The following is a 20,009-nucleotide window of genomic DNA, read 5'->3' as shown; positions in this document are numbered from 1 at the left end:
TGTTAATGGAAAAAGTTTGGAGTATACGCTTAATTCAAGTCGCAGCCGTGTTTGGGCTGTTCGGTACCTTTTTAGGGTCGATGATGGCCGGCGAAATGGACTATTCCCTTCGCCCGATTCACGCCCACATACTTCTCGTCGGCTGGCTGTCCGTTTTTGCCTGGGGGATTTTCTACCGCGTCTATACCGTCCGTTTCAAACTGCTCGTCACGATCCACAGCATCGTAGCTATGGCCGGTGCGTTCATGCTGACAAGCGGCATGTGGCTGTATAATTTAAACCCGTTCAATTGGAATGAAACCTTTGTCATGATTTACTTTATCGTTGGCGGCAGCTTGCTGCTGATCGCGTTCTTCCTGTTCTTGGTTGTAACGTTCGTGACAGAAAAAGAATAAAATACGTAATCCCCTTAGATTTCTCTTTCTGAGGGGATTTTTTTGAGCAAAGAAATCAAAAATTCATTACAATAAGGAATAAGAACACGATAAAATTCCATCAATCCGGGGGTGTTGGATTTGTATAAATTACCGAAATCACATTTTTGGCATGGACGCATCGACAGTAAAACTGACCGCCACAGTTTTTATTTTCACCAGGCCGTCGAATTTCTCGGCACGGATGAAGTGCCGTCAGAAGGCTCGCCTTTTGCTATTCTCGGTTTTGAATGCGACGAAGGCGTACGGCGCCTCGGCGGCAAACCCGGGGCAGCAGAAGCTTCGAACGAAATCCGCCGCCACCTTGCGGATCTCCCTTACCACCTCGGCGACCGAAAGACGATCGATGTCGGTGCCGTGATGTGCAAAGGCGATGCGATGGAAAAGGCGCAGCGCGAACTCGGCGAACATGTTGAACGCCTACTGAAATCGACGATTCCGATCATTTTAGGAGGCGGCCACGAAACGGCATACGGCCACTACCTAGGCGTTCGGCAATTTGCGGGACCAGATGCCAAAATCGGCATCATCACCATCGATGCGCATTTCGATTTGCGCGAGGCGGAACCGCCGACTGCAAGCTCGATGTTCCGCCAAATTCTTGAAGCCGATGCAAACAGCGGAGTGCTGGCACTCGGCATCCAGCCGCTCGCAAATACCCGCACCATGTTCAATAAAGCAGAAGCATTGGGCGCCCGCTTTGTCTTGGCTGAAGAGTTTGCGATGGGCAATATCCAGCAAGCCCAATCCGTCATCGATGCGTTCTGCCATGAACACGACGCGGTTTTCTTAAGCCTGTCGATGAATGCCTTGTCTTCGTTGTATGCACCCGGCGTCATGGCCCCGTCGCCTTTCGGATTGGAGCCGGCCATCGTGCGGCAATTGCTGTGGCATATCGTCGAAAACGAAAAGATCATCAGCTTCGATTTATGTGAAGTCAATCCGGAACTTGATGAACACGGCAAGACGGCAAAACTGGCGGCTTATTTGCTGGCTGAAATGCTGGCGGCGTTCCATTGATGTAACTTCTTTTGAGCCGTTTCCGTCTACTGGAAAAGGAGTGATGGCAATGAAGAGCTTGCTGGTTTTATTGGGCGGCGCGGTTTTGGTTTTATCAGGCTGCTTTTATGGAGAGGCGAAGATTACCGAGACACAAGCAGTGGAAATTGTGCTTGATGATCATGAAGGACCTATCGGCAAGGTCCACTTGGTTTCCGTCGAACATGTCAAGGGCAGGTATGTCGTCGAATGGGAAAACGAGGCGAATTGCGCGTCCGGCAAAGACTTTGTCGACGACCAAAGCGGCGAGATTGAAATGGGCGAAATGACAATTTGTTAAATTTTTGAAATTTTTTTAGGCTCGTCCGTATTTTAGCTACGGAGGCGATTTGATGGAATTATTGATGATGGGCACCATTCTTGGCCTCGGCTTTCTTTTCTTGATCGGTTTTGAAATGAACAAAAAGGCGAAAGTGAAGTTGGCTGAGATTGAACTGAAGCGCGATCAAGTGGCGCTTGAAAAAAAGAAATTGGAGCTTGGTTTGAGAAGCGATACATAAGGCATGGAGAGGATGGGATCCTCTTCAGGCTTTTTTAGTTTTAGAGCGTTTTGAGTGACGGCGGAGTGTGGTTTGTTTGCGGAATTTTATATTTTGTTTGCGGAATAACTGCTTTTGTTTGCGCAATACGCATGGTTATTTGCGCAATATTGAAGTTTGTTTGCGGAATTGCAAAAACCCGCTGTATGCCTAAAAGCGGCTGTTTTTCGCTCGCGAAAAACAGCCAATCTCTTAAAAGGAAGCCATCGCTTTGGCGATGGCTTTTTTATTCTAATATTTCAATCAGGTGCTCGTAAAAAACGAATTCCTCAATCTTTTAAACCAATTCTGTCTTCTGATCCAATTCAGGATTTGTTGCTTCTGCCTTAACTAGCCCTGTGAAGTGATCAGGTTTGACGGCTGCTTTTACTTTCATTACTGCAAAGTAAACAATTCCTGATGCGATTAACGATTGGACAGCTGGAATTCCGAACGTATTGACGTACTGTGTTAAATAACCGACCAGCACCCCCACTACAAGCGCAATCGTTGCCATCCAGTTCCACCCTTTATTGTCCACCCATTGCTGCTTTCGGATCAAGAAGAAATCAGCCATCATGACTCCTGCAATAGCTGGATAGATCAATGCCGTCATATAAAGGAAGTCCATGAAATAATCCAGAATTCCTGCTAAAGCGATAATGATCGCGATGATAGTACCGATTAATGTCAAAATAGCACGGCCTTTATTAGAATTGACATTGAAGATATTCGCCATAGCCAAGCCCATACTATAGTTATTGACTAATTGGCTTGTCCAAGTCGCAAACCAAAGGATCAGGAAGCCCCAAACCGGGAAGCCAAGATTCATCATGACATTTACGATATCGGCATCTCCAACACCGACTGACATGATTGCACCGACATAGAATAACGGGAACCCAACAGCGATAATACCAAGCGGAATTAGAACGTTGTCTTTAACTTTCGGTTTTGCATAACGTGTATAATCGGAAGCGATCACCCACTGCGAAACGTTGATTCCGATTACCAGGCTCAATGCAGCAAGGAAAGTCATGGATGGTTCCGGACGCCATGACATAATGGTGCTCCAACCTGTATTTTGAAGCGCATAAAAAATACCGCCAATGATTAGCAAAAGTCCTGCTGGAACTGCAATGTAATCGGTCCATTTCATTGAACCATAACCAATGATAGATGGGATTGCGAACAGCAAGCCCACAATTACAGTAACAATCGCCCACGGCATAAATTCATTTTCATAGTCAATGCCGAGCATGGCTGATATGGCATTTCCGGCAACCGCTGTCTGTAAAGCCCACCATCCGAGAGACACGATGAAAATGGTCATTCCGACGATAAATCTAGCTTGGGCAGCTCCAAAACTAGTACGGGCAATAACGGAAGAAGAACGGCCTGTTTTGGCACCGATGTATCCAGCAACCGCATTGCCGATCCATTGGATAATAAATAAAGAAACAAGCAGTATCCAGAAAATCTCCGACATGCCGAATGCACCTGCAAGTGTCGCCCCTACCATCAGGACAGGTATTGTAAATTCCAATCCTCCAAAAATCATTGCTGGTGTCAGCCAGTGCTGACGTTTATCCCCTGGAATCGCTGCTAAAGCTTCATCTTTTCCTACTGCATTTGTTGAGCCCTTTTTTCCCATTTTCAATCCCCCTTTTGGTTTGATGATTTGTTTATCTAATTAACCGACCATGACAAAGACCAGTTCACAGTCTTCCTTGCCATCATTAACCGCTATATGTTCTTCTCCTTTTGGAATGTAGGTGGCTTGTCCGGCTGAAACGCGATATTGCTTGCCTTCGATTTCAGTAACGAGTGAGCCTTTGACAATAACTGAGTATTCGTTTTCTTCATGTTTTGAAACTCCGGATAATGGCACTGTTTCGCCGGGACGTATGACAACATGCCCTACCTTGACTGTCGTTTCAGATTGCTTCTCTTCAAATATGGTATGCATTGAATATGCTTCATTGCCTTGCTGTTCCAACTCTTTGATGTTTAAAATGTCCATGCTTATGCTCCTCTCCCGATTAAACCGTCCACTTCAAATGTCTCTTCATTGACAATGACTCCAAATACTTCTTTTGCTTGCTCGACCGTGAGGTATTCATTCTTCACATCTCTTGCAACTTGTTCTGCCGGCCGTTTTTTCGGCTCTCCGTATCCGCCGCCAGTTGCCGTCATCAGTTTGACGACGTCGTCTTTATTTAACGGATACCGTGGATAAATACCAAATGGACCATCTTTTTCGCCATTAGCCTTTTCGATAGTGAATTCATTCGGAGAACCTTGTTCCCCGCCATTTAATCCCCATGGCAAATATTTATTGCGCCCGAATGTCGCTGATACGAATTGTTTATCTGTCATAGCGCGATAAGCTCGGGTCACTCCTGCCCCGCCAATATATTGGCCAGCCCCTGCTCCATCCGTCCGGAGACTGTATTCGTCAATCATGACACCATAGCGTGTTTCGGCTACTTCAACTGGAACGTTATAGGTTTCGCCATCACCGATGCAGAACTGTCCTCTTGCACCGTCCTGCCCTTTCGCAGCTCCCCACCCGCCTGCTGAAGGCTCTACAATCAGGAATGGTTCATTTGTTTCGTGGTGATCTCCTGATAAAGTCACTGCACAAACTGATAATAATTGACCCGCAGACAATCGTTCCGGAAGGGAAGGTGCCAATGCCTGCCACACAAGATCTGCGCCTCCTTGCATACTTTCCCAGTAGATTGATACCGGAGCTGGGCGCTCGGCAGCAAGAATTGATTTCGGATCGGTAATGATTTCAAGCGGACGGAAAACTCCATCGTTTACATCCTGCGAGGGATTTGTAGCTGCCAGAAAAATTGTGCGAACAGCAGATACAAGCCCTGTATAAGTGCAGTTTACTGGACCAGGCACTTGCGGATGGCTTCCGCGGAAATCACAGATGAATTTGTCATCAGTAATGGTCACTTTCACTTTAATTGGAAAAGGACCATTTTCGAAACCGTCATCATCAACGAAATCCTCTGCATAAAATTCACCTTTTGGCAGTTTGGCCAATTCTTTTCTTGCCATCTGTTCTCCATGGTCCAAATGGTGGTCAATGGATGCTTGCACAACTTCTGCTCCATTTTTTTCACATAGTTCTTTCACACGTTTATCACCTGTCCGAAGCGCCGCTACCTGAGCCCATAAGTCCCCGATGGATAAATCCGGGAAACGGATATTCACTTTTATAATGTCTAGAACTGATTGATTCAGTTTGCCTTCATCGAATAATTTGACGCATGGGAATTGCAGCCCTTCCTGGTAAATTTCTGTAGCGTCATTGCTGAATGAACCAGGATCTTTACCTCCGACATCAGTCCAATGTGCTTTGTTGGCAGAAAATGCAACTAGTTTTCCTTCGTGGAAAATCGGCATCACCAATCCGACATCCGATAAATGTGAACCGCCGCCAACATACGAATCGTTGATGATAATGATATCCCCTTCATTTAATCCTTCTTCGCCAAATTTATTTAAAGTTTCTTTCACCATGAACGTCAACATTCCAATAAATCCGGTAACACCATTTCCTTGGGTCAATAACTGTCCTTTAGCATCTGTTAAACCGCTCGCATAATCCAAAACTTCATAGATAATCGGACTCATCGATGTACGTGCCAGTGCATGAAACATCTCGTCCCCAATAGCAATTAAAGAATCTTTGACGATTTCAATCGTAAACGGATCGACTTTCACTTGGCTCATAGCTGTCATCTTATTGCACCTCCAACTCGATTAGTAAGTTTCCATAAGCATCAACCGATAAGGTTTGTTCTGAATAGAAAACAGTAGTAGCTGTTGGTTCTTCGACAATCGCCGGTCCCTCGATCTTCATCCCAGGTACAAGCAAATCACGGTGATAAACTTTAGTCGGCACCCAGCCTTCGTTCTCATAGAAAACATTTCTTGTTTCTTTTAATGCGGATTCCAATGGCCGATTCTCCACTTCAAATTTTTGAAGTTCAGGCTTTTGGACAGAACCGAAAGCAGTTAAATGTAAATTGACAATCTCTGTCTGTGCTTCGACCAATTTGAATGTGAAACTCTGCTCATGCAATTCATGGAACAAAGCAATCACATCTTTGATTGTTTCTTCGTTAATAACCCCTCCTGCCAATGGCACTTTCACTGTATGCTCCTGTCCTGAATAGCGCATATCAACAAATCGGTTAAAGACAATTTCTTCTTCTTTTACATTTTCTTCTGCGTACTGCTCTTTCGCTTGTGATTCGAGTTTATTCCATTCGTTATTCAACTCGCTTAAGTCAATATCCTGAAGACGGTTGATGTAAGTCTGAATGTAATCATGGCGCAAATCTGTCATGAGCATTCCCCACGCAGAAAAGACAGATGAAGCAACTGGAACAACGACTTTTTTTACTCCCAAATCACGCGCAAGGGCTGGTGCATGCATAGAACCTCCTCCACCAAATGCCACTAGGGTGAAATCCCTCGGATCGTAGCCTTTGCGGACCGAAATGAGTTTTAAAGCATTTAGCATATTAGCATTAGCGATACGGATGATGCCGAGTGCTCCTTCTTCTTCGGTCAAACCGTAAACTTTAGATACTTTGTCATGGATCGCTTGCTTCACCGATTCCAAATTGACCTGGTAGTCGAAGTTTTCGGGCGACAAGCGTCCAGTCAGCAAATTAGCGTCAGTAGTTGTCGGCTCAGTTCCACCTTGTCCGTAAGCGACCGGCCCCGGCACCGCTCCAGCTGAATGCGGTCCGACTTTCAACGAACCGCCTTCGTCGATCCAGGCGATAGAACCTCCACCATTGCCGATTTCAACAATATCAACCACCGGTGATTTGATCGGATATCCTGCATTTAAATCATCTTTTTCAATGTAATAATCTGTGGAAACTTTAACTTCCCCGTTGCTGATCAATGAACATTTGGCAGTTGTCCCACCGATGTCAAATGCGATAACATTTTTCTCCCCGATGATTTCCCCAAGATATGCGGCACCGTAAATCCCTGCAACAGGTCCGGATTCCACCATATTGATTGGTGTCTTTTTTGCCTGTTCGAACGTCGTTGTACCGCCATTCGACTGCATAATATAATTGAAACTGTCAGCATCGTTCTCGACGAGTTTATTGTTCAAACGGTTAATATAGCTTGAAGCGATTGGCTTTACATAAGAGTTCAAAACCGCTGTATTCGTGCGCTCGTATTCGCGCCACTCTTTAGTGACTTCGTGGGAAGCCGTCACAGCAACTTCCGGCCACAGCTGCTGGATCAACTCAACAGTCTGTTGTTCATGCTCAGGATTTTTATAGGCATGCAAATAAGAAACTGCGAGTGCTTCAACTTGTTCTTTTTTAAAGTATTCGATGAGTTCGGTAATCTGGTTAATATTGAGCGGAGTTATGACTTCCCCTTTTTGGTTCAGGCGTTCTTCAACTTCTTGGCGTAAATAACGTTCTACAAATGGAACCGGTTTCTTGTAGCGGACATTGAAGAGATCCGGCCGATTTCCCCGCGCGATTTCAATTACATCCCGAAACCCTTTGGTGGTAATTAAACCTGTCTTAACTCCCTTACGTTCAGTTAAGGCGTTAATGATGACCGTGGTTCCATGAATGAATGTTTCAATGTCCTGCTGGTCAATGCCGCTTTTTTCGATTACATCGATGACCCCTTGTTCAAAATTCGGAGGTGTCGTATGGCTTTTTGCCACTCCGACTTTTCCGTTATCATCCACATAAACCAAATCCGTAAAAGTTCCTCCAATATCAGTAGCCACTCTCATCAATATTCCCCTTCTTTCTTATTGATTTAAAATATCACTGGTGTCAGTACGCAAAGAATAACCGTCTCTTCATTTAATGGATTTTCCCAAGAATGCGGAACCTCTGAAGGATAGTGAATAGAATCCCCTTCTCTGACGAAATATTCCTTTCCGTCTACTTTAAATAAAGCTGCCCCCTTTAATACGTAATAAAATTCTTCACCAGGATGATCGGAAGTTTGTGTTTGTGTTTGCTTGGGAGCTAAGGTCACAAGCAAGGGTTCTAACGAACGCCCTCCGAATTCCCCATTCAACCGTGTATACGTGGTTGAAGCTCCTTCTAATTTAAACGGCTTGCGGTCTTCTTCCTTCAGCATGTAATTATGGTTTGTATCTGAATCAAAGAAAAAAGTAATTGGGACTGAAAACGCATCGGCAATTTTCTTTAAAGAAGTAATGGCAAGGGAAGAAGAACCTCTTTCAATTTGAGACAAAAAACTGACGGACAGCTCTGTTTTCTCACTAAGATCTTTTAAAGTAAGACCTTTCTCAATTCTTAAATTCTTGATTTTTTGATAAATTCCATCCATATTTGAGTACCTTTCCCTTTCAAAAATACAGTGCAACAGTAAAAATTCTAGTTTAATTAAACTTTTTACTATGATAGCATAATCATTTTTAAATTGGTAGAATATTTTTTAAATTAAAATTAGTTTATTTTTTATGCTTTGTTGACACTTTCAGGTAAGAGAATCTTTGTTTGCAAAAACCCGCTGTATGCCTAAAATTGGATGAGTTGCTCTATAATTACGATGAGTTCCCCCTAACTTTGCGAAATCACCCCAAACTCACTCGAAATCACCCTTTTCCCTTGCGAAATCACCCAAGCTCCTTCTGAAATCACCCCATTCACTCTCGAAATCACCCCACACAATAAAAACCCCTCACGCATCACCTGCGCAAGGGGTCTCCTCTTAAATCGCCACTTTCTCAGCAAACTGGCTATTGTACAAATCGGCATAGAAGCCGTCTTGTTCGAGCAATTCCGTATGGGTTCCTTGTTCGATCACATTCCCTTTATCCATCACCAGAATCAGATCCGCATCTTTAATGGTCGACAGCCGATGCGCAATGACGAAACTTGTGCGCCCTTCCATCAAGCGGTTCATCGCTTTTTGGATGAAGATTTCGGTGCGCGTATCCACGCTTGATGTCGCTTCGTCCAGGATCATGATCGGCGGATCGGCGAGGATCGCTCTCGCAATCGTCAACAATTGCTTCTGGCCTTGCGAAATATTCGACGCTTCTTCGTTCAATACGGTATCGTAGCCGTCCGGCAATGTCCGGATGAAATGATCGGCGTGCGCCGCATCCGCTGCGGCGACGATTTCTTCTTCGGTTGCGCCGTTTTTGCCGTAGGCGATGTTGTCGCGGATCGTGCCGTTGAAGAGCCACGTATCCTGCAGCACCATCCCGAAGTTTTGGCGCAGCTCATTGCGCGACATGTCCCGCGTGTCGAGGCCGTCGATTTCGATTTTGCCGCCGTTCAATTCATAGAAACGCATCAGCAAATTGATCAACGTCGTCTTGCCGGCACCGGTCGGCCCGACAATCGCGACGGTCTGGCCTGGTGCCACTTGGATGTTCATGTCCTCGATCAGCAAGTCTTCGCCGTAGCCGAAATCGACGTTTTCGAAAACGACTTCGCCTTTCGCGCGTTCCAAGTGCAGCGCCGTGCTTTCTTTCTTCTCTTCTTCTTCATCGAGCAGCTCGAAGACGCGTTCCGCAGCAGCGACAGTCGATTGGATGATGTTTGCGATATTCGCCGTCTGCATGATCGGCTGCGCAAACTGTTTCGAGTACGTAATGAACGCCTGGATATCCCCGATCGAAATGGCCCGCTGTGTGACAAGAATCCCGCCGACGACGCTGATGACGACGTAGCTGAAGTTCCCGATTAAGGTCATCAGCGGCTGAATGATCCCCGAGATAAACTGGGCTCTCCGTCCCGCTTCGTACAATTCTTCATTGACTTCATCGAATTGCGCAACCGCTTTTTTCTCATGGCCGAATGCTTTTACGACGGAATGGCCGGTGTACATTTCTTCGATGTGGCCGTTCAATTCACCGAGTGATTTCTGCTGGTTCGCGAATTGCTTTTGCGACCGTTTCAAAATCGGCTGGATGACGAATAAAGATAGCGGCAAAGAAACGAAGGCAATCAGCGTCAGCCACGGACTGATCGTCAGCATCATGATGATGATCCCGACCAGCGTCACAACGGAAGTGATGAATTGCGTCAAACTTTGCTGCAAGGTGCTTCCGATCGTATCGATGTCGTTTGTCATGCGGCTCAAAATTTCGCCGTTTGGCCGGCTGTCAAAATAATGGAGCGGCAGCTTTTCCAATTTTTTATTCACATCTTGCCGGAGGTCATACACTGTGTCTTGTGCCACCGTCGACATGATGTATTGCTGGATGTAATTGAAAAGGCTGCTGAACACATAGAGCCCAGCGAGCAGCATCAGGATCTGGCCGATGGTGCCGAAATCGATGCCGGTGCCGGTTCCGGTCAGCTTATTGTACGCCCCTTCGAACAATTCGGTGATGGCCATCCCCATGATTTTCGGGCCGACGATCATGAAGACCGTCGATAGGATGGCGGCAATAAATACAGCGATCAGCCGGTTTTGGCGCGGTTTTAAGTAGCGCAATAAACGCTTGAATGTCGCTTTGAAGTTTTTCGGCTTTTCCCCGGGCATCGACATGCCAGGAGGCCCGCCCGGATGTCCACCGCCGGGCCGGCCTTGGGGCCGTTTTCCATTGCTCATGCGATTTCCTCCTCTGACAGCTGGGAATACGCGATTTCTCGGTAGACTTCGTTGTTTTTCATTAATTCTTCGTGTGTGCCCATACCGGCCATGCGCCCTTTTTCAAGAACGATGATGCGGTCGGCATCGACGACCGTGCTGACGCGCTGCGCCACCAATAGAACAGTCGCATCTTTTGTTTCGTCTTTCAAAGCTTTGCGCAGCTTGGCATCGGTTTTAAAATCCAGCGCAGAGAAGCTGTCGTCAAATATATAAATATCCGGTTTCCGGACAAGCGCACGCGCAATCGCGAGCCGCTGTTTCTGCCCGCCGGATAAATTCGAGCCGCCTTGCTCCAGTTCCGTTTCATAGCCTTCTTTTAACCCGCTGATGAATTCGGTTGCCTGGGCAATCGATGCCGCGTGCTCCAGTTCGGCTGGCGTTGCATCAGGCTTGCCGAAACGGATATTGTCCGCAATCGAACCTGTGAACAGAATCGCTTTCTGCGGCACAAAGCCGAGTTTCGAACGGACTTCATCTTGCGTCGCTTGGCGAATATCGACGCCGTTGACGCGAATGGCCCCTTCTGAAATATCGTAGAAGCGCGGAATCAAATTGATCAAAGTGGATTTGCCGGAACCGGTCCCGCCGATGATTGCCGTGATTTCACCCGGCTTCGCTTTGAAGCTGATATTAGATAACGCTGGCTCTTCCGCACCCGGGTAGCTGAAAGTGACGTTGTCGAATTCCAGCGTGCCGCGTTCGCGGTCCGCTATTTTATTGCCCAAATCCTGGAACGCCGGTTTCATTTCCAATACTTCATTGATCCGCTTCGCTGAAACGGCAGCACGCGGAACCATCATGAACATCATGGATGCCATGACGAGCGCGAACATGATCATCATGACGTATTGGATATACGCCATCAAATCCCCGATCTGCATGCCGCCGTTGTCGATGCGGATGCCGCCGAACCAGATGATGCCGACAACCGTCAAGTTCATGACGAGCATCATGATGGGCATCATGAACGCCATGATTTTATTGACCCGAATCGACACATCGGTCAAATCGCGGTTCGCTTTTTGGAGCCGTGCTTTTTCTTCCGTTTCCCGGTTGAACGCACGCACGACCCGGATGCCCGTCAAGTTTTCACGGAGCACCAAGTTCAAGCGGTCCAAGCGTTTCTGGACTTCCTGGAAAAGCGGCACCCCTTTTTTCAGGATGAGCAGGATGGCACCGACCAGCACCGGCATTGCAGCAACAATGACCAGCGACAACTTCGCATCTTTTGAAATCGCCATGATCAACCCGCCGGTCAGCATAATCGGTGCACTGATGACCATCCGCAGGAGCATGATGACCACTTGCTGGATTTGCGTGATGTCGTTGGTCGTCCGCGTAATAAGCGACGCCGTTCCGACTTCATCGAATTCCTGCAGCGAGAATTTCTCGACGTGGCTGAAGACTTTTCTGCGCAAATCGCGCCCCATGCCCATCGCCGCTTTGGATGAATAAAAGCTGGCACAAATTGCTGCGACAGCTCCAAGAGCCGAGATGAGCAGCATCCAGCCGCCGATTTCCCAAATGTACGGAATATTGCCTTTGACTACTCCGTTGTCGATAATATCGGCCATCAAGGTCGGCAAGAACAAATCCGCCATCGACTGCCCGAAGATCAATAAAACAACGGCTGCGACAAACCATTTATAAGGTGCTAAATTCTTTAATATTTTCAGCATTTATGCCGCTCCTCTTGTCGTGCATTCGTTAACTTTTCGTTGATTTGCTGATGAACTTCCAGCAATTTTTCGTATTGCTCATCCGTCAGCGACTCCGTGACTTCCTGAAACACTTGATGGACGCCGCCTTCATGCTGATGAATCTTCTCGATCAATGCGGCACCGAGCGGGCTCAGCGACAGCAGCGTTTCCCGCCGGTTGCCTTCCACTTGTTCCCGGTCAATCAAACCATCCCGCACCAATCCGTCAACTGCTTGGCTCAAGGTGCTTTTCGGAAGCATGGTTTTCTTCCCAATCTTTTTCTGGGTCATTTCTGCCGTTCTCGCGAGCGCCATCAGAATCGTGTACTGCGGCATCGACAACCCGTGGTCCGCTGCCGTCTTCTGGACGTAGCGAATCATATTCCGGTGAATGCCGGCAAATGAACGCAGTAACTGCGCCGACTTTAAAAACTTTTCATCTTGCTGAATCATATCGCCGCCTCTTTCTATTCGAAATTAAACTGTTCGTTTTGGAACTGTTCGTTTTGGTTTTATTAATATACTGCTAATTTTGGTGATAGTCAATTGATTGAGCTTGATGCTTTGACCTTCTGAAATGATGAAATCACCCAACATGTTGACGAAATTAACCCAAAGCAGCTCGAAATCACCCCTGCACGCTGCGAAATCACCATAAACCCTTCCGAAATCAACTTTCACCAATAAAAAAGGAACCGCCGCGTGGCAGTTCCTTAGCTTGTTGAAAAAGGGGTGAAATTAAGCTTCTGCTTCTACAATCCGCACTGCGGCGCTATGGACAGAGTTCCCACAATAAGCCGAGAAATCCACTCGTCTTATTGCTCCACCCTGTCCGGAACCGCGCCGGTGCTTGGGCACTTTCTTAAGATATGGAGCAAAACAGCGGAGACGCCTTGGGGAATAAGCTCAGCGCGAGCCAAGAGTTGGCCGAAGCCTGCGAGGGCAACTGTTTGCGACGAAGCTAGCGAAGCAATACAAGGAGCACATGGTTTCAGCAAGCAAAACGGTTTTGCGGAATATCGCGTTTCTAAACGAAACTTACTTTAGTTTCTATTTTTTCAACACTCAAAAAGGAACCGCCACGTGGCAGTTCCTTCCTTTATTCGTTTAAGGGCTCGTCGCCATCAGTTTATAGACTTCTGCAGCCATTGCGGCGACGTAATCGCTGCCGCCGTTGTCTTCGACGTTTTCGACCATCATCGCCAAGATGAATTTCGGATCTTTCGTGTTATAGGAAACGAAATAGCCGTTCTCTTTGCCGCGCGCTTCACCGGCCGCTTTCAGTTCGGCGGTGCCGGTTTTGCCGGCAAGCGGGATGTTATCGAGATTCGCGGACTGGGCATAGCCATCTACGACGACATTGCGCATCGCCGTGCGAAGCGTCGCTGCTGTATCTGCACTCATCAAATCCTTTTTCCATACTTGCGCATCCTCTTCATCGAACAGGAGCGTCGGCTTCAGCATAGTGCCATCCGTCAAGAACGGCTCGTACATCATCGCAAGGTGCAGGATGTTTGTCAGCATCTGCCCTTGGCCGAACGACGAATCCGCGAGCTGGCCTTCTGAGCCAAGGCTGCCGTCATTGGAAATTTGCGAAGCCGTCAATTCCATCGCTTCCAACGGCACGGTTTCTCCGAAGCCGAATTGCTTCAAACCTTCGGTGAACGTTTCACGCCCCATTTTCAGTGCCTGCTGGGCGTAATAAATATTGTCCGAATAAATCAGGGATTTGTTTAAATCGATCGGATTTGGCGCTTCCGGATGCAGGCGGGAAACACGGTACGTGCCCCACGAATCATCTTTTTGCCACGTCTTGCCGTTGATCGTCAAGCCTTCGTCCGGCTTCAGCGTTCCCGCTTCCATGCCAATCGCGGCTGTGATCGGCTTCATTGTGGAGCCTGGCACGTAGCTTTGGGCAAAGCGGTTGAAGAGCGGATTTTTCGCATCTTCTTCTAGTGCCTTGTAGCGGGCGCCGCTGATGCCCGTGACAAATTCGTTCGGATCATAGGCAGGCGAGCTGACAAGCGCCAGCACTTCCCCTGTTTTCGGATCGACCGAAGCCGCTGCTCCCGTTTCGCCTTTCATGGAATCGTAGGCTGCTTTTTGAAGCGACGCGTTGATCGTCAGCTTGACCGTTTCGCCCTCTACCGGTTCCTGCTCTGCAATAATGATCGGCTCTGCGTTTTCCTGCGGTTTCTTGATGTAAATCTGCATGCCGTCCGTTCCGCGCAGGCGGTCTTCAAGCAAACTTTCCAAGCCGCGGCGGCCGATCTGATCGGTTTCGGTATAGCCTTTGTCTTTCAGCTCTTCTAACTGCTCCGCTGAAATGGCGCCGGTATAGCCGGTAAGATGCGCCATTGCCGGACCGTATGGATATTCGCGCATTTCAATCGTGCGCGCCCCTATTCCCGGAATCGCGACCAATTTATCGATCAAAGCGCCATTCGTTGCGGCGGTCTTGCCGATTGGCACGAATAATTCAGGTTTGACCCATGACTGGTTCAATTCCGCATCAATTGCTTCGACGGTTGTTCCGAGCAGTTTAGCGATTTCCGTTTTCTTCGACGGATCCGTCAATTTCTCCGGCACGATGCCGATGCTGTAGCCAGTGCCGTTTTTCGCCAGCACTAAGCCGTCGCGGTCCACAATTTCACCGCGGTATGCCGGAATCCGGGTAAAGCCGATTTCGTCATCGCGTTCGAGTTCCGGGAAAATGAACGACTGGTCCCATTCCACGAACCACCCCTCTTCGTCGCCCCGTGTTTCATTGAGCAGCGTGATCGTTTTCTCAAATTCTACCGGACCCGCCATCGTTTCCATTTTCACATGGATCGGGAAGTCCGCTGGTTTTTCAGGATCCCACTCGGCATCTTCTGCCGGTTTTTCGTAGGTGACTTCCATCTTATCTATGCCAAGATCCTCTTGGAGCTTTTCTTGCCGGTCGACAAATTCTTCCGCTGGAAAAGCTTCTTTCGTTCCAGCATTTAAATAGTCGTTATACATATCGGCGAATTCGCCTTTATTCCAATGGTTTATGTATTCGGCCAATCGCTCTTCCGGCGTCGTTTTTTCCTGGCAGCCCGCAAGCACGGCTATGAGGAATAAAACCAAGAAGCCGAACAAGATTTTCTTCATATTGAACCTCCTAACAAATTCTTTTCTTTATATTACCAATATTTCTATAAGAAGAAAACAAAACCCGGCGGCCTGTTTGAGAGGCTGCCGGGTGCTGGAATCATTTGATTAGTTTGTAGACGCGCGCTTCGTATGGAAGCAATTGCTGCGGTTCGATATGCGAGTAGTTCGCGAGCAGCAGGTTCGCCTCTTCCGGCTCATCCCATAGGCAAGCGTGCTGGCCGAGGTTGGCAACGACGAGCACTTTGTCGTTCTCGTCTTCCCGGAGATACGCATAGACCGCTTCATGGCCAAGTTCGACAAGCTCGTAGCTGCCGTAAACCAAAACGTCCATATGCTTGCGCATCCAGATCATCTGCTTATAGAAAGAAAGGATCGAACGCGGATCTTGCTGCTGCGCTTCCACGTTCAGCCAATCGTAGTTCGGGTTGACGCCGATCCACGGAAGCGCTGTTGAGAATCCGGCATGGTCGCTTGCATTCCATTGCATCGGTGTGCGGGAATGGTCGCGGCTTGTCGCTTTGATCAAGGTCATAACGGAATCATGGTCCATGCCGTTTGCACGGTTATAAAAATAAAGATTATGGGTCTTCACGTCATTATAATGTTCGATTTCATTGAATGGCGCATTGGTCATGCCGATTTCCTGGCCCTGGTAGATGAATGGCGTCCCCTGCATGAAAAAATACATGCAAGCGAGGGCTGTTGCACTTTCCCGCCAATAGTCTTTGTCGTTGCCCCAAGTAGAGACGATACGCGGACGGTCGTGGTTTTCAATAAACAGCGCATTCCAGCCGATGCCTTCCACGCCTTTTTGCCAGCGCGTCAGCACTTCCTTCACGCCGCGCACATTGATGCCATTTTCGAGTTCCGTGTTCCAAAGGCCCATATCTTCAAACTGGAAGACCATATTGAATTTGCCGTCTTCTTCGCTGACCCATTCTTCAATATCCTTCGCTTGGACGCCGTTCGCTTCCCCGACGGTCATGATGTCGTATTTGGCAAACGTCTCATCGCGGAGTTCCGCAAGCAACGGCTGAATGCCATTGACATTCATCATCTTCTCCCAAGCCGGCACGTAGTCTTTGCCTTCTTTATCCGGCATATTGGTGAAGTCTTTTTTGATGTGGCTGATGGCATCTACGCGGTAGCCATCCACGCCTTTATCGAGCCACCAATTGACCATATCGAATAAAGCTTTTCTTACCTCCGGATTTTCCCAATTCAAATCCGGCTGCTTTTTGGAGAACAGGTGCAAATAATATTGGCCCGTTCCTTCATCAAACTCCCAGGCCGGTCCGCCAAAAATGCTTTCCCAGTTGGTCGGTTCGTCGCGCCAGATGTACCAGTCGCGTTTCGGGTTGTCTTTCGACGAACGCGATTCGATAAACCAAGGATGCTCGTCGCTCGTATGGTTAATCACCAAATCGATGATGAGTTTCATGCCGCGCGCATGCACTTCAGCGAGCAGCCGGTCGAAATCTTCCATCGTCCCGAATTCTTCGAGAATGCCCTGGTAATCGCTGATATCGTAGCCGTTATCGTCGTTCGGCGATTTGTACATCGGACAAATCCAGATGACATCGATGCCAAGCTCTTTCAAATAATCCAACTTGCTTGTGATGCCGTTCAGATCGCCGATGCCGTCGCCATTCGAATCCATAAAGCTCCGGGGATACACTTGATATGCGACTGCTTCTTTCCACCATTTCTTATTCATAACTAAATCCCTTTCAAAGACGTTGGCACGAGCCACGTTCAATCAACCGCGACGAGACGATGACTTGTTTTGCCGGTGCTGTCTTGTCCATTATTTTTTCTATGGCTAAATTCGCCGCTTCGAGCCCCAAGTCGTAAATGGAGATGTCGACGGAACTGAGCGGCGGCTTTAAATGTTCCGATAATGTATGATTGTTGAACCCAATAATCGATACATCGCCAGGCACATTGATTTCAAGGTCCTCCAAATAGCCGATCACTTCGTAAGCCACCAAATCGTCATGCGTCACGATTGCAGTGGGCGGCTCGGGAAGGTTCATCAACTGGAGAATCGCATTTGGTCCGTGGCCTTGCATCATTTCCTGTGTGACGATGTACTGAGCGTCAAAATCCAGTGAATGGGCAGCCAGTGCCTGTTGATAGCCTTCCAACCGGTCGATCGAAACGACAAAATCATTTCCGCCTGCGACAAAAGCGATGCGTTTATGTCCGAGGCCTATGAAGTACTCGACCACTTCGCGGGCATTTCGGACGTTGTCGTTATCGACGTATGAAATCTGGTGCACATTTTTATAAGGGCGGCCGACCATCGAAAACGGCAAGCCGCTGTCATTTAAATACTCCATGACTTTATCGCCAATGCGCGAATAAAGCAAGATAATGCCATCCACTTTTTTGCCTTGCGTCATCGCTTTCACTTCCTGCAGAACTTCCTCTTCGGTCGCACCTGTCGACAAGTAAAGGCCAAATTGGCTGTTGTGCGCACTGACCGAAATCCCGCGCAGCACTTCCGGGAAGAAAGGATTCTGGAAGGCCAGTGTAGCAGAGTTTGCCATGATTACTCCAAGGGTTTGACTCCGTTGGACGACTAAATTTCGCGCCTGGAAATTCGGGTAATACCCGAGCTCTTCCATCGCTTCCCGGACTTTCTTTTTGGTCTTTTCGCTGATGCGCGGATTGTCCGCAATGACCCGGGACACCGTTGCCGGAGACACGGCCGCGCGCTTTGCTACATCTTTAATCGTAATCGCCATGCCCGCACCTCCTTATTTCACCGCTCCATCGGATACACCTTTGATAATCGACCGTTGGGCAAAGAAATAGAAGATGATGACCGGCACGATGGCCAATGTGAGCCCCGCCATTGCCAAATGCCATTGCTTCGTATATTCGCCGAAGAAGAAGAACATCTTAAGCGGAATCGTCTCACTGCCTGGCGTATTGATAACCAGTGACGGCAAGAGGTAATCGTTCCAGATCCAGATGATATTGAGGATCGCGACCGTTACCGTAATCGGCTTCAAAATCGGGAAGATGATGAACCAGAACACTTGGAAGCGGTTCGCCCCGTCTATCGTCGCCGCTTCATCCAATGATTTCGGAATGTTGTTCAATGCTCCGTGATACAAGAAGATTGAAAGGCTTGCGCCAAATCCAATATACATGAAAATCAATCCGCCTTGGTTCAGCATTTCAAATCGTCCGAATACCGTCACAAGTGGAATCATCACCGATTGGAACGGGATCAGCATCGCTGCGACAAATGTGAAGAACAGCACCGTGCTGATTTTGCTTTTCACGCGGGACAGCGCGTACGCTGCCATCGCCGAGAAGATGATGATCAAGACCACACTTGAAACGGTGATCAGCAAGGAGTTGAAGAGCGTCCGGAGAAAATCGAGTTCCTGGAAGGCTTCAATGTAATTATCCAGATTCCATGTTTCCGGCAAACTGATCGTATTGGTGAAGATTTCCCGTTTGGATTTGAACGAGTTGACGAGCATCAAGTAAAAAGGCGCCAGCCAGATCAACGCCAGGAAAATCCCCAGGATTTCTAATTTGTAATTTCTTTTTTTGCGCATTACATTTCGACCTCCTTGCGTTTATTGAAATAAACTTGCAGGAGGGCAATGATCGCGACGATGATGAAGAACACGACCGCTTTCGCTTGGGCAAACGCAAAGTCATTTTGCGTAAAGGCCGTTTTGAAGATTTCCATCGCGACCATTTCCGTCGAGTTGAACGGCCCGCCGCCTGTCAGCGACAAGTTTTGGTCGTATAGCTTGAACGCGTTCGACAATGTCAGGAACATGCTGACAGTGAATCCGGGTGCGACAAGCGGGAAAACGATATAGCGGAAGCGCTGGACCGTAGATGCTCCGTCAATTTCTGACGCTTCCAGCAATTCTTTCGGCATGCCTTCCAAGTAAGCGATGTAGATGACCATGATGTAGCCGGCCATTTGCCAGCTCATCAGGATGACCAGCCCCCAAAATCCGGTTTCGGTTGTCGACAGCCAGCCTTGCAGGCTTTCCATGCCGATCATTTCACCGACGCCCGCAAATACTTTAATGAAGATAAACTGCCAGATGAATCCGAGGATCAAACCGCCGATCAAGTTCGGCATGAAGAAAATCGTCCGCAGCAATTTGCTCGTTTTTAAATAAGACGTCACGAGCAACGCAAGCGACAAACCGATGACGTTGATCAAAATAACGGATACGACCGAGAATTTCGTCGTGAACCAGAGCGCATCCATGAAACGCTCGTCTTTGAACAGGTTGATGTAATTTTGAAGTCCGACAAAGTCGCCTGTGACAATGCCGTTCCAAGAAGTGAATGAATAATAGACGCCTAGCAGCATCGGCACGACAACGACCAAGAATAGCGCGATCAGCACCGGAGCCAGGAACAGCCAGTAGGAAATATCTTTTGTGCGCATTTGGAGAGCACTTCCTTTCATTGGAGAAAAACGGTAAAGAGAAAGCAAAGCAGCACTGGGGC

General features: G+C 48.0%; 17 protein-coding genes. 4 read left to right on the top strand and 13 right to left on the bottom strand.

Annotated elements, in window-relative coordinates; translation table 11 throughout:
- Window positions 1-5: 5 nt before the first annotated feature.
- From MTR82_RS15355 to MTR82_RS15340, 4 genes are all read left to right on the top strand, one after another.
- The gene (locus MTR82_RS15355) at window positions 6-395 is read left to right on the top strand and encodes a hypothetical protein (protein WP_246809744.1); all 390 of its coding nucleotides are present in this window, start codon (window positions 6-8) and stop codon (window positions 393-395) included.
- A 120-nt stretch (window positions 396-515) separates the two neighbouring features.
- A complete protein-coding gene (gene hutG / locus MTR82_RS15350; protein ID WP_246809743.1) occupies window positions 516-1,454 on the top strand; it encodes a formimidoylglutamase in 939 nt (312 codons plus the stop codon).
- Window positions 1,455-1,503: 49 nt separating this feature from the next.
- A complete protein-coding gene (locus MTR82_RS15345; RefSeq protein ID WP_246809742.1) occupies window positions 1,504-1,773 on the top strand; it encodes a hypothetical protein in 270 nt (89 codons plus the stop codon).
- 52 nt (window positions 1,774-1,825) lie between these two features.
- Window positions 1,826-1,993, top strand: a complete 168-nt coding sequence (locus MTR82_RS15340) for a hypothetical protein (protein WP_246809741.1) — start codon at window positions 1,826-1,828, stop codon at window positions 1,991-1,993.
- Window positions 1,994-2,309: 316 nt separating this feature from the next.
- On the opposite strand, the gene MTR82_RS15335 is transcribed toward MTR82_RS15340, so the two are convergent.
- The 13 genes from MTR82_RS15335 to MTR82_RS15275 form a co-directional block, all read right to left on the bottom strand.
- Window positions 2,310-3,665 (bottom strand): purine-cytosine permease family protein, encoded by a 1,356-nt coding sequence (locus tag MTR82_RS15335; protein WP_246809740.1) that lies wholly within the window; start codon window positions 3,663-3,665, stop codon window positions 2,310-2,312.
- 39 nt (window positions 3,666-3,704) lie between these two features.
- Entirely contained in the window at window positions 3,705-4,034 is a 330-nt protein-coding gene (locus MTR82_RS15330) for a cupin domain-containing protein (protein ID WP_246809739.1), read from the bottom strand.
- Window positions 4,035-4,036: 2 nt separating this feature from the next.
- The gene (locus tag MTR82_RS15325) at window positions 4,037-5,764 is read right to left on the bottom strand and encodes a hydantoinase B/oxoprolinase family protein (protein ID WP_425024027.1); all 1,728 of its coding nucleotides are present in this window, start codon (window positions 5,762-5,764) and stop codon (window positions 4,037-4,039) included.
- A gap of 10 nt (window positions 5,765-5,774) precedes the next feature.
- Window positions 5,775-7,820, bottom strand: coding sequence for a hydantoinase/oxoprolinase family protein (locus MTR82_RS15320; RefSeq protein ID WP_246809737.1), 2,046 nt, complete (start codon window positions 7,818-7,820; stop codon window positions 5,775-5,777).
- Window positions 7,821-7,846: 26 nt separating this feature from the next.
- Window positions 7,847-8,389, bottom strand: a complete 543-nt coding sequence (locus tag MTR82_RS15315; protein ID WP_052652917.1) for a helix-turn-helix domain-containing protein — start codon at window positions 8,387-8,389, stop codon at window positions 7,847-7,849.
- Window positions 8,390-8,773: 384 nt separating this feature from the next.
- Window positions 8,774-10,630, bottom strand: coding sequence for an ABC transporter ATP-binding protein (locus tag MTR82_RS15310; protein WP_246809735.1), 1,857 nt, complete (start codon window positions 10,628-10,630; stop codon window positions 8,774-8,776).
- Entirely contained in the window at window positions 10,627-12,351 is a 1,725-nt protein-coding gene (locus MTR82_RS15305) for an ABC transporter ATP-binding protein (protein ID WP_246809733.1), read from the bottom strand. The genes MTR82_RS15310 and MTR82_RS15305 overlap by 4 nt, the downstream gene beginning before the upstream one ends.
- The gene (locus tag MTR82_RS15300; protein WP_246809732.1) at window positions 12,345-12,824 is read right to left on the bottom strand and encodes a MarR family winged helix-turn-helix transcriptional regulator; all 480 of its coding nucleotides are present in this window, start codon (window positions 12,822-12,824) and stop codon (window positions 12,345-12,347) included. Before MTR82_RS15300 ends, MTR82_RS15305 begins: the two co-directional genes overlap by 7 nt.
- 654 nt (window positions 12,825-13,478) lie before the next feature.
- The gene (locus MTR82_RS15295) at window positions 13,479-15,506 is read right to left on the bottom strand and encodes a penicillin-binding transpeptidase domain-containing protein (RefSeq protein ID WP_246809731.1); all 2,028 of its coding nucleotides are present in this window, start codon (window positions 15,504-15,506) and stop codon (window positions 13,479-13,481) included.
- Between the two features lie 100 nt (window positions 15,507-15,606).
- Window positions 15,607-17,226, bottom strand: coding sequence for a glycoside hydrolase family 13 protein (locus MTR82_RS15290; RefSeq protein WP_246809730.1), 1,620 nt, complete (start codon window positions 17,224-17,226; stop codon window positions 15,607-15,609).
- 13 nt (window positions 17,227-17,239) lie between these two features.
- The gene (locus MTR82_RS15285; RefSeq protein ID WP_246809729.1) at window positions 17,240-18,259 is read right to left on the bottom strand and encodes a LacI family DNA-binding transcriptional regulator; all 1,020 of its coding nucleotides are present in this window, start codon (window positions 18,257-18,259) and stop codon (window positions 17,240-17,242) included.
- Between the two features lie 12 nt (window positions 18,260-18,271).
- Window positions 18,272-19,087, bottom strand: coding sequence for a carbohydrate ABC transporter permease (locus MTR82_RS15280; RefSeq protein WP_052652931.1), 816 nt, complete (start codon window positions 19,085-19,087; stop codon window positions 18,272-18,274).
- Window positions 19,087-19,947 carry a carbohydrate ABC transporter permease gene (locus MTR82_RS15275; RefSeq protein WP_246809728.1) on the bottom strand — a complete coding sequence of 287 codons (861 nt, stop codon included), beginning with the start codon at window positions 19,945-19,947 and terminating at the stop codon, window positions 19,087-19,089. The genes MTR82_RS15280 and MTR82_RS15275 overlap by 1 nt, the downstream gene beginning before the upstream one ends.
- Window positions 19,948-20,009: the final 62 nt, after the last annotated feature.

This window comes from Planococcus ruber, from assembly GCF_022819085.1.
GTDB lineage: Bacteria > Bacillota > Bacilli > Bacillales_A > Planococcaceae > Planococcus > Planococcus ruber.
This window is presented reverse-complemented; position numbering and strand designations above follow the sequence as displayed.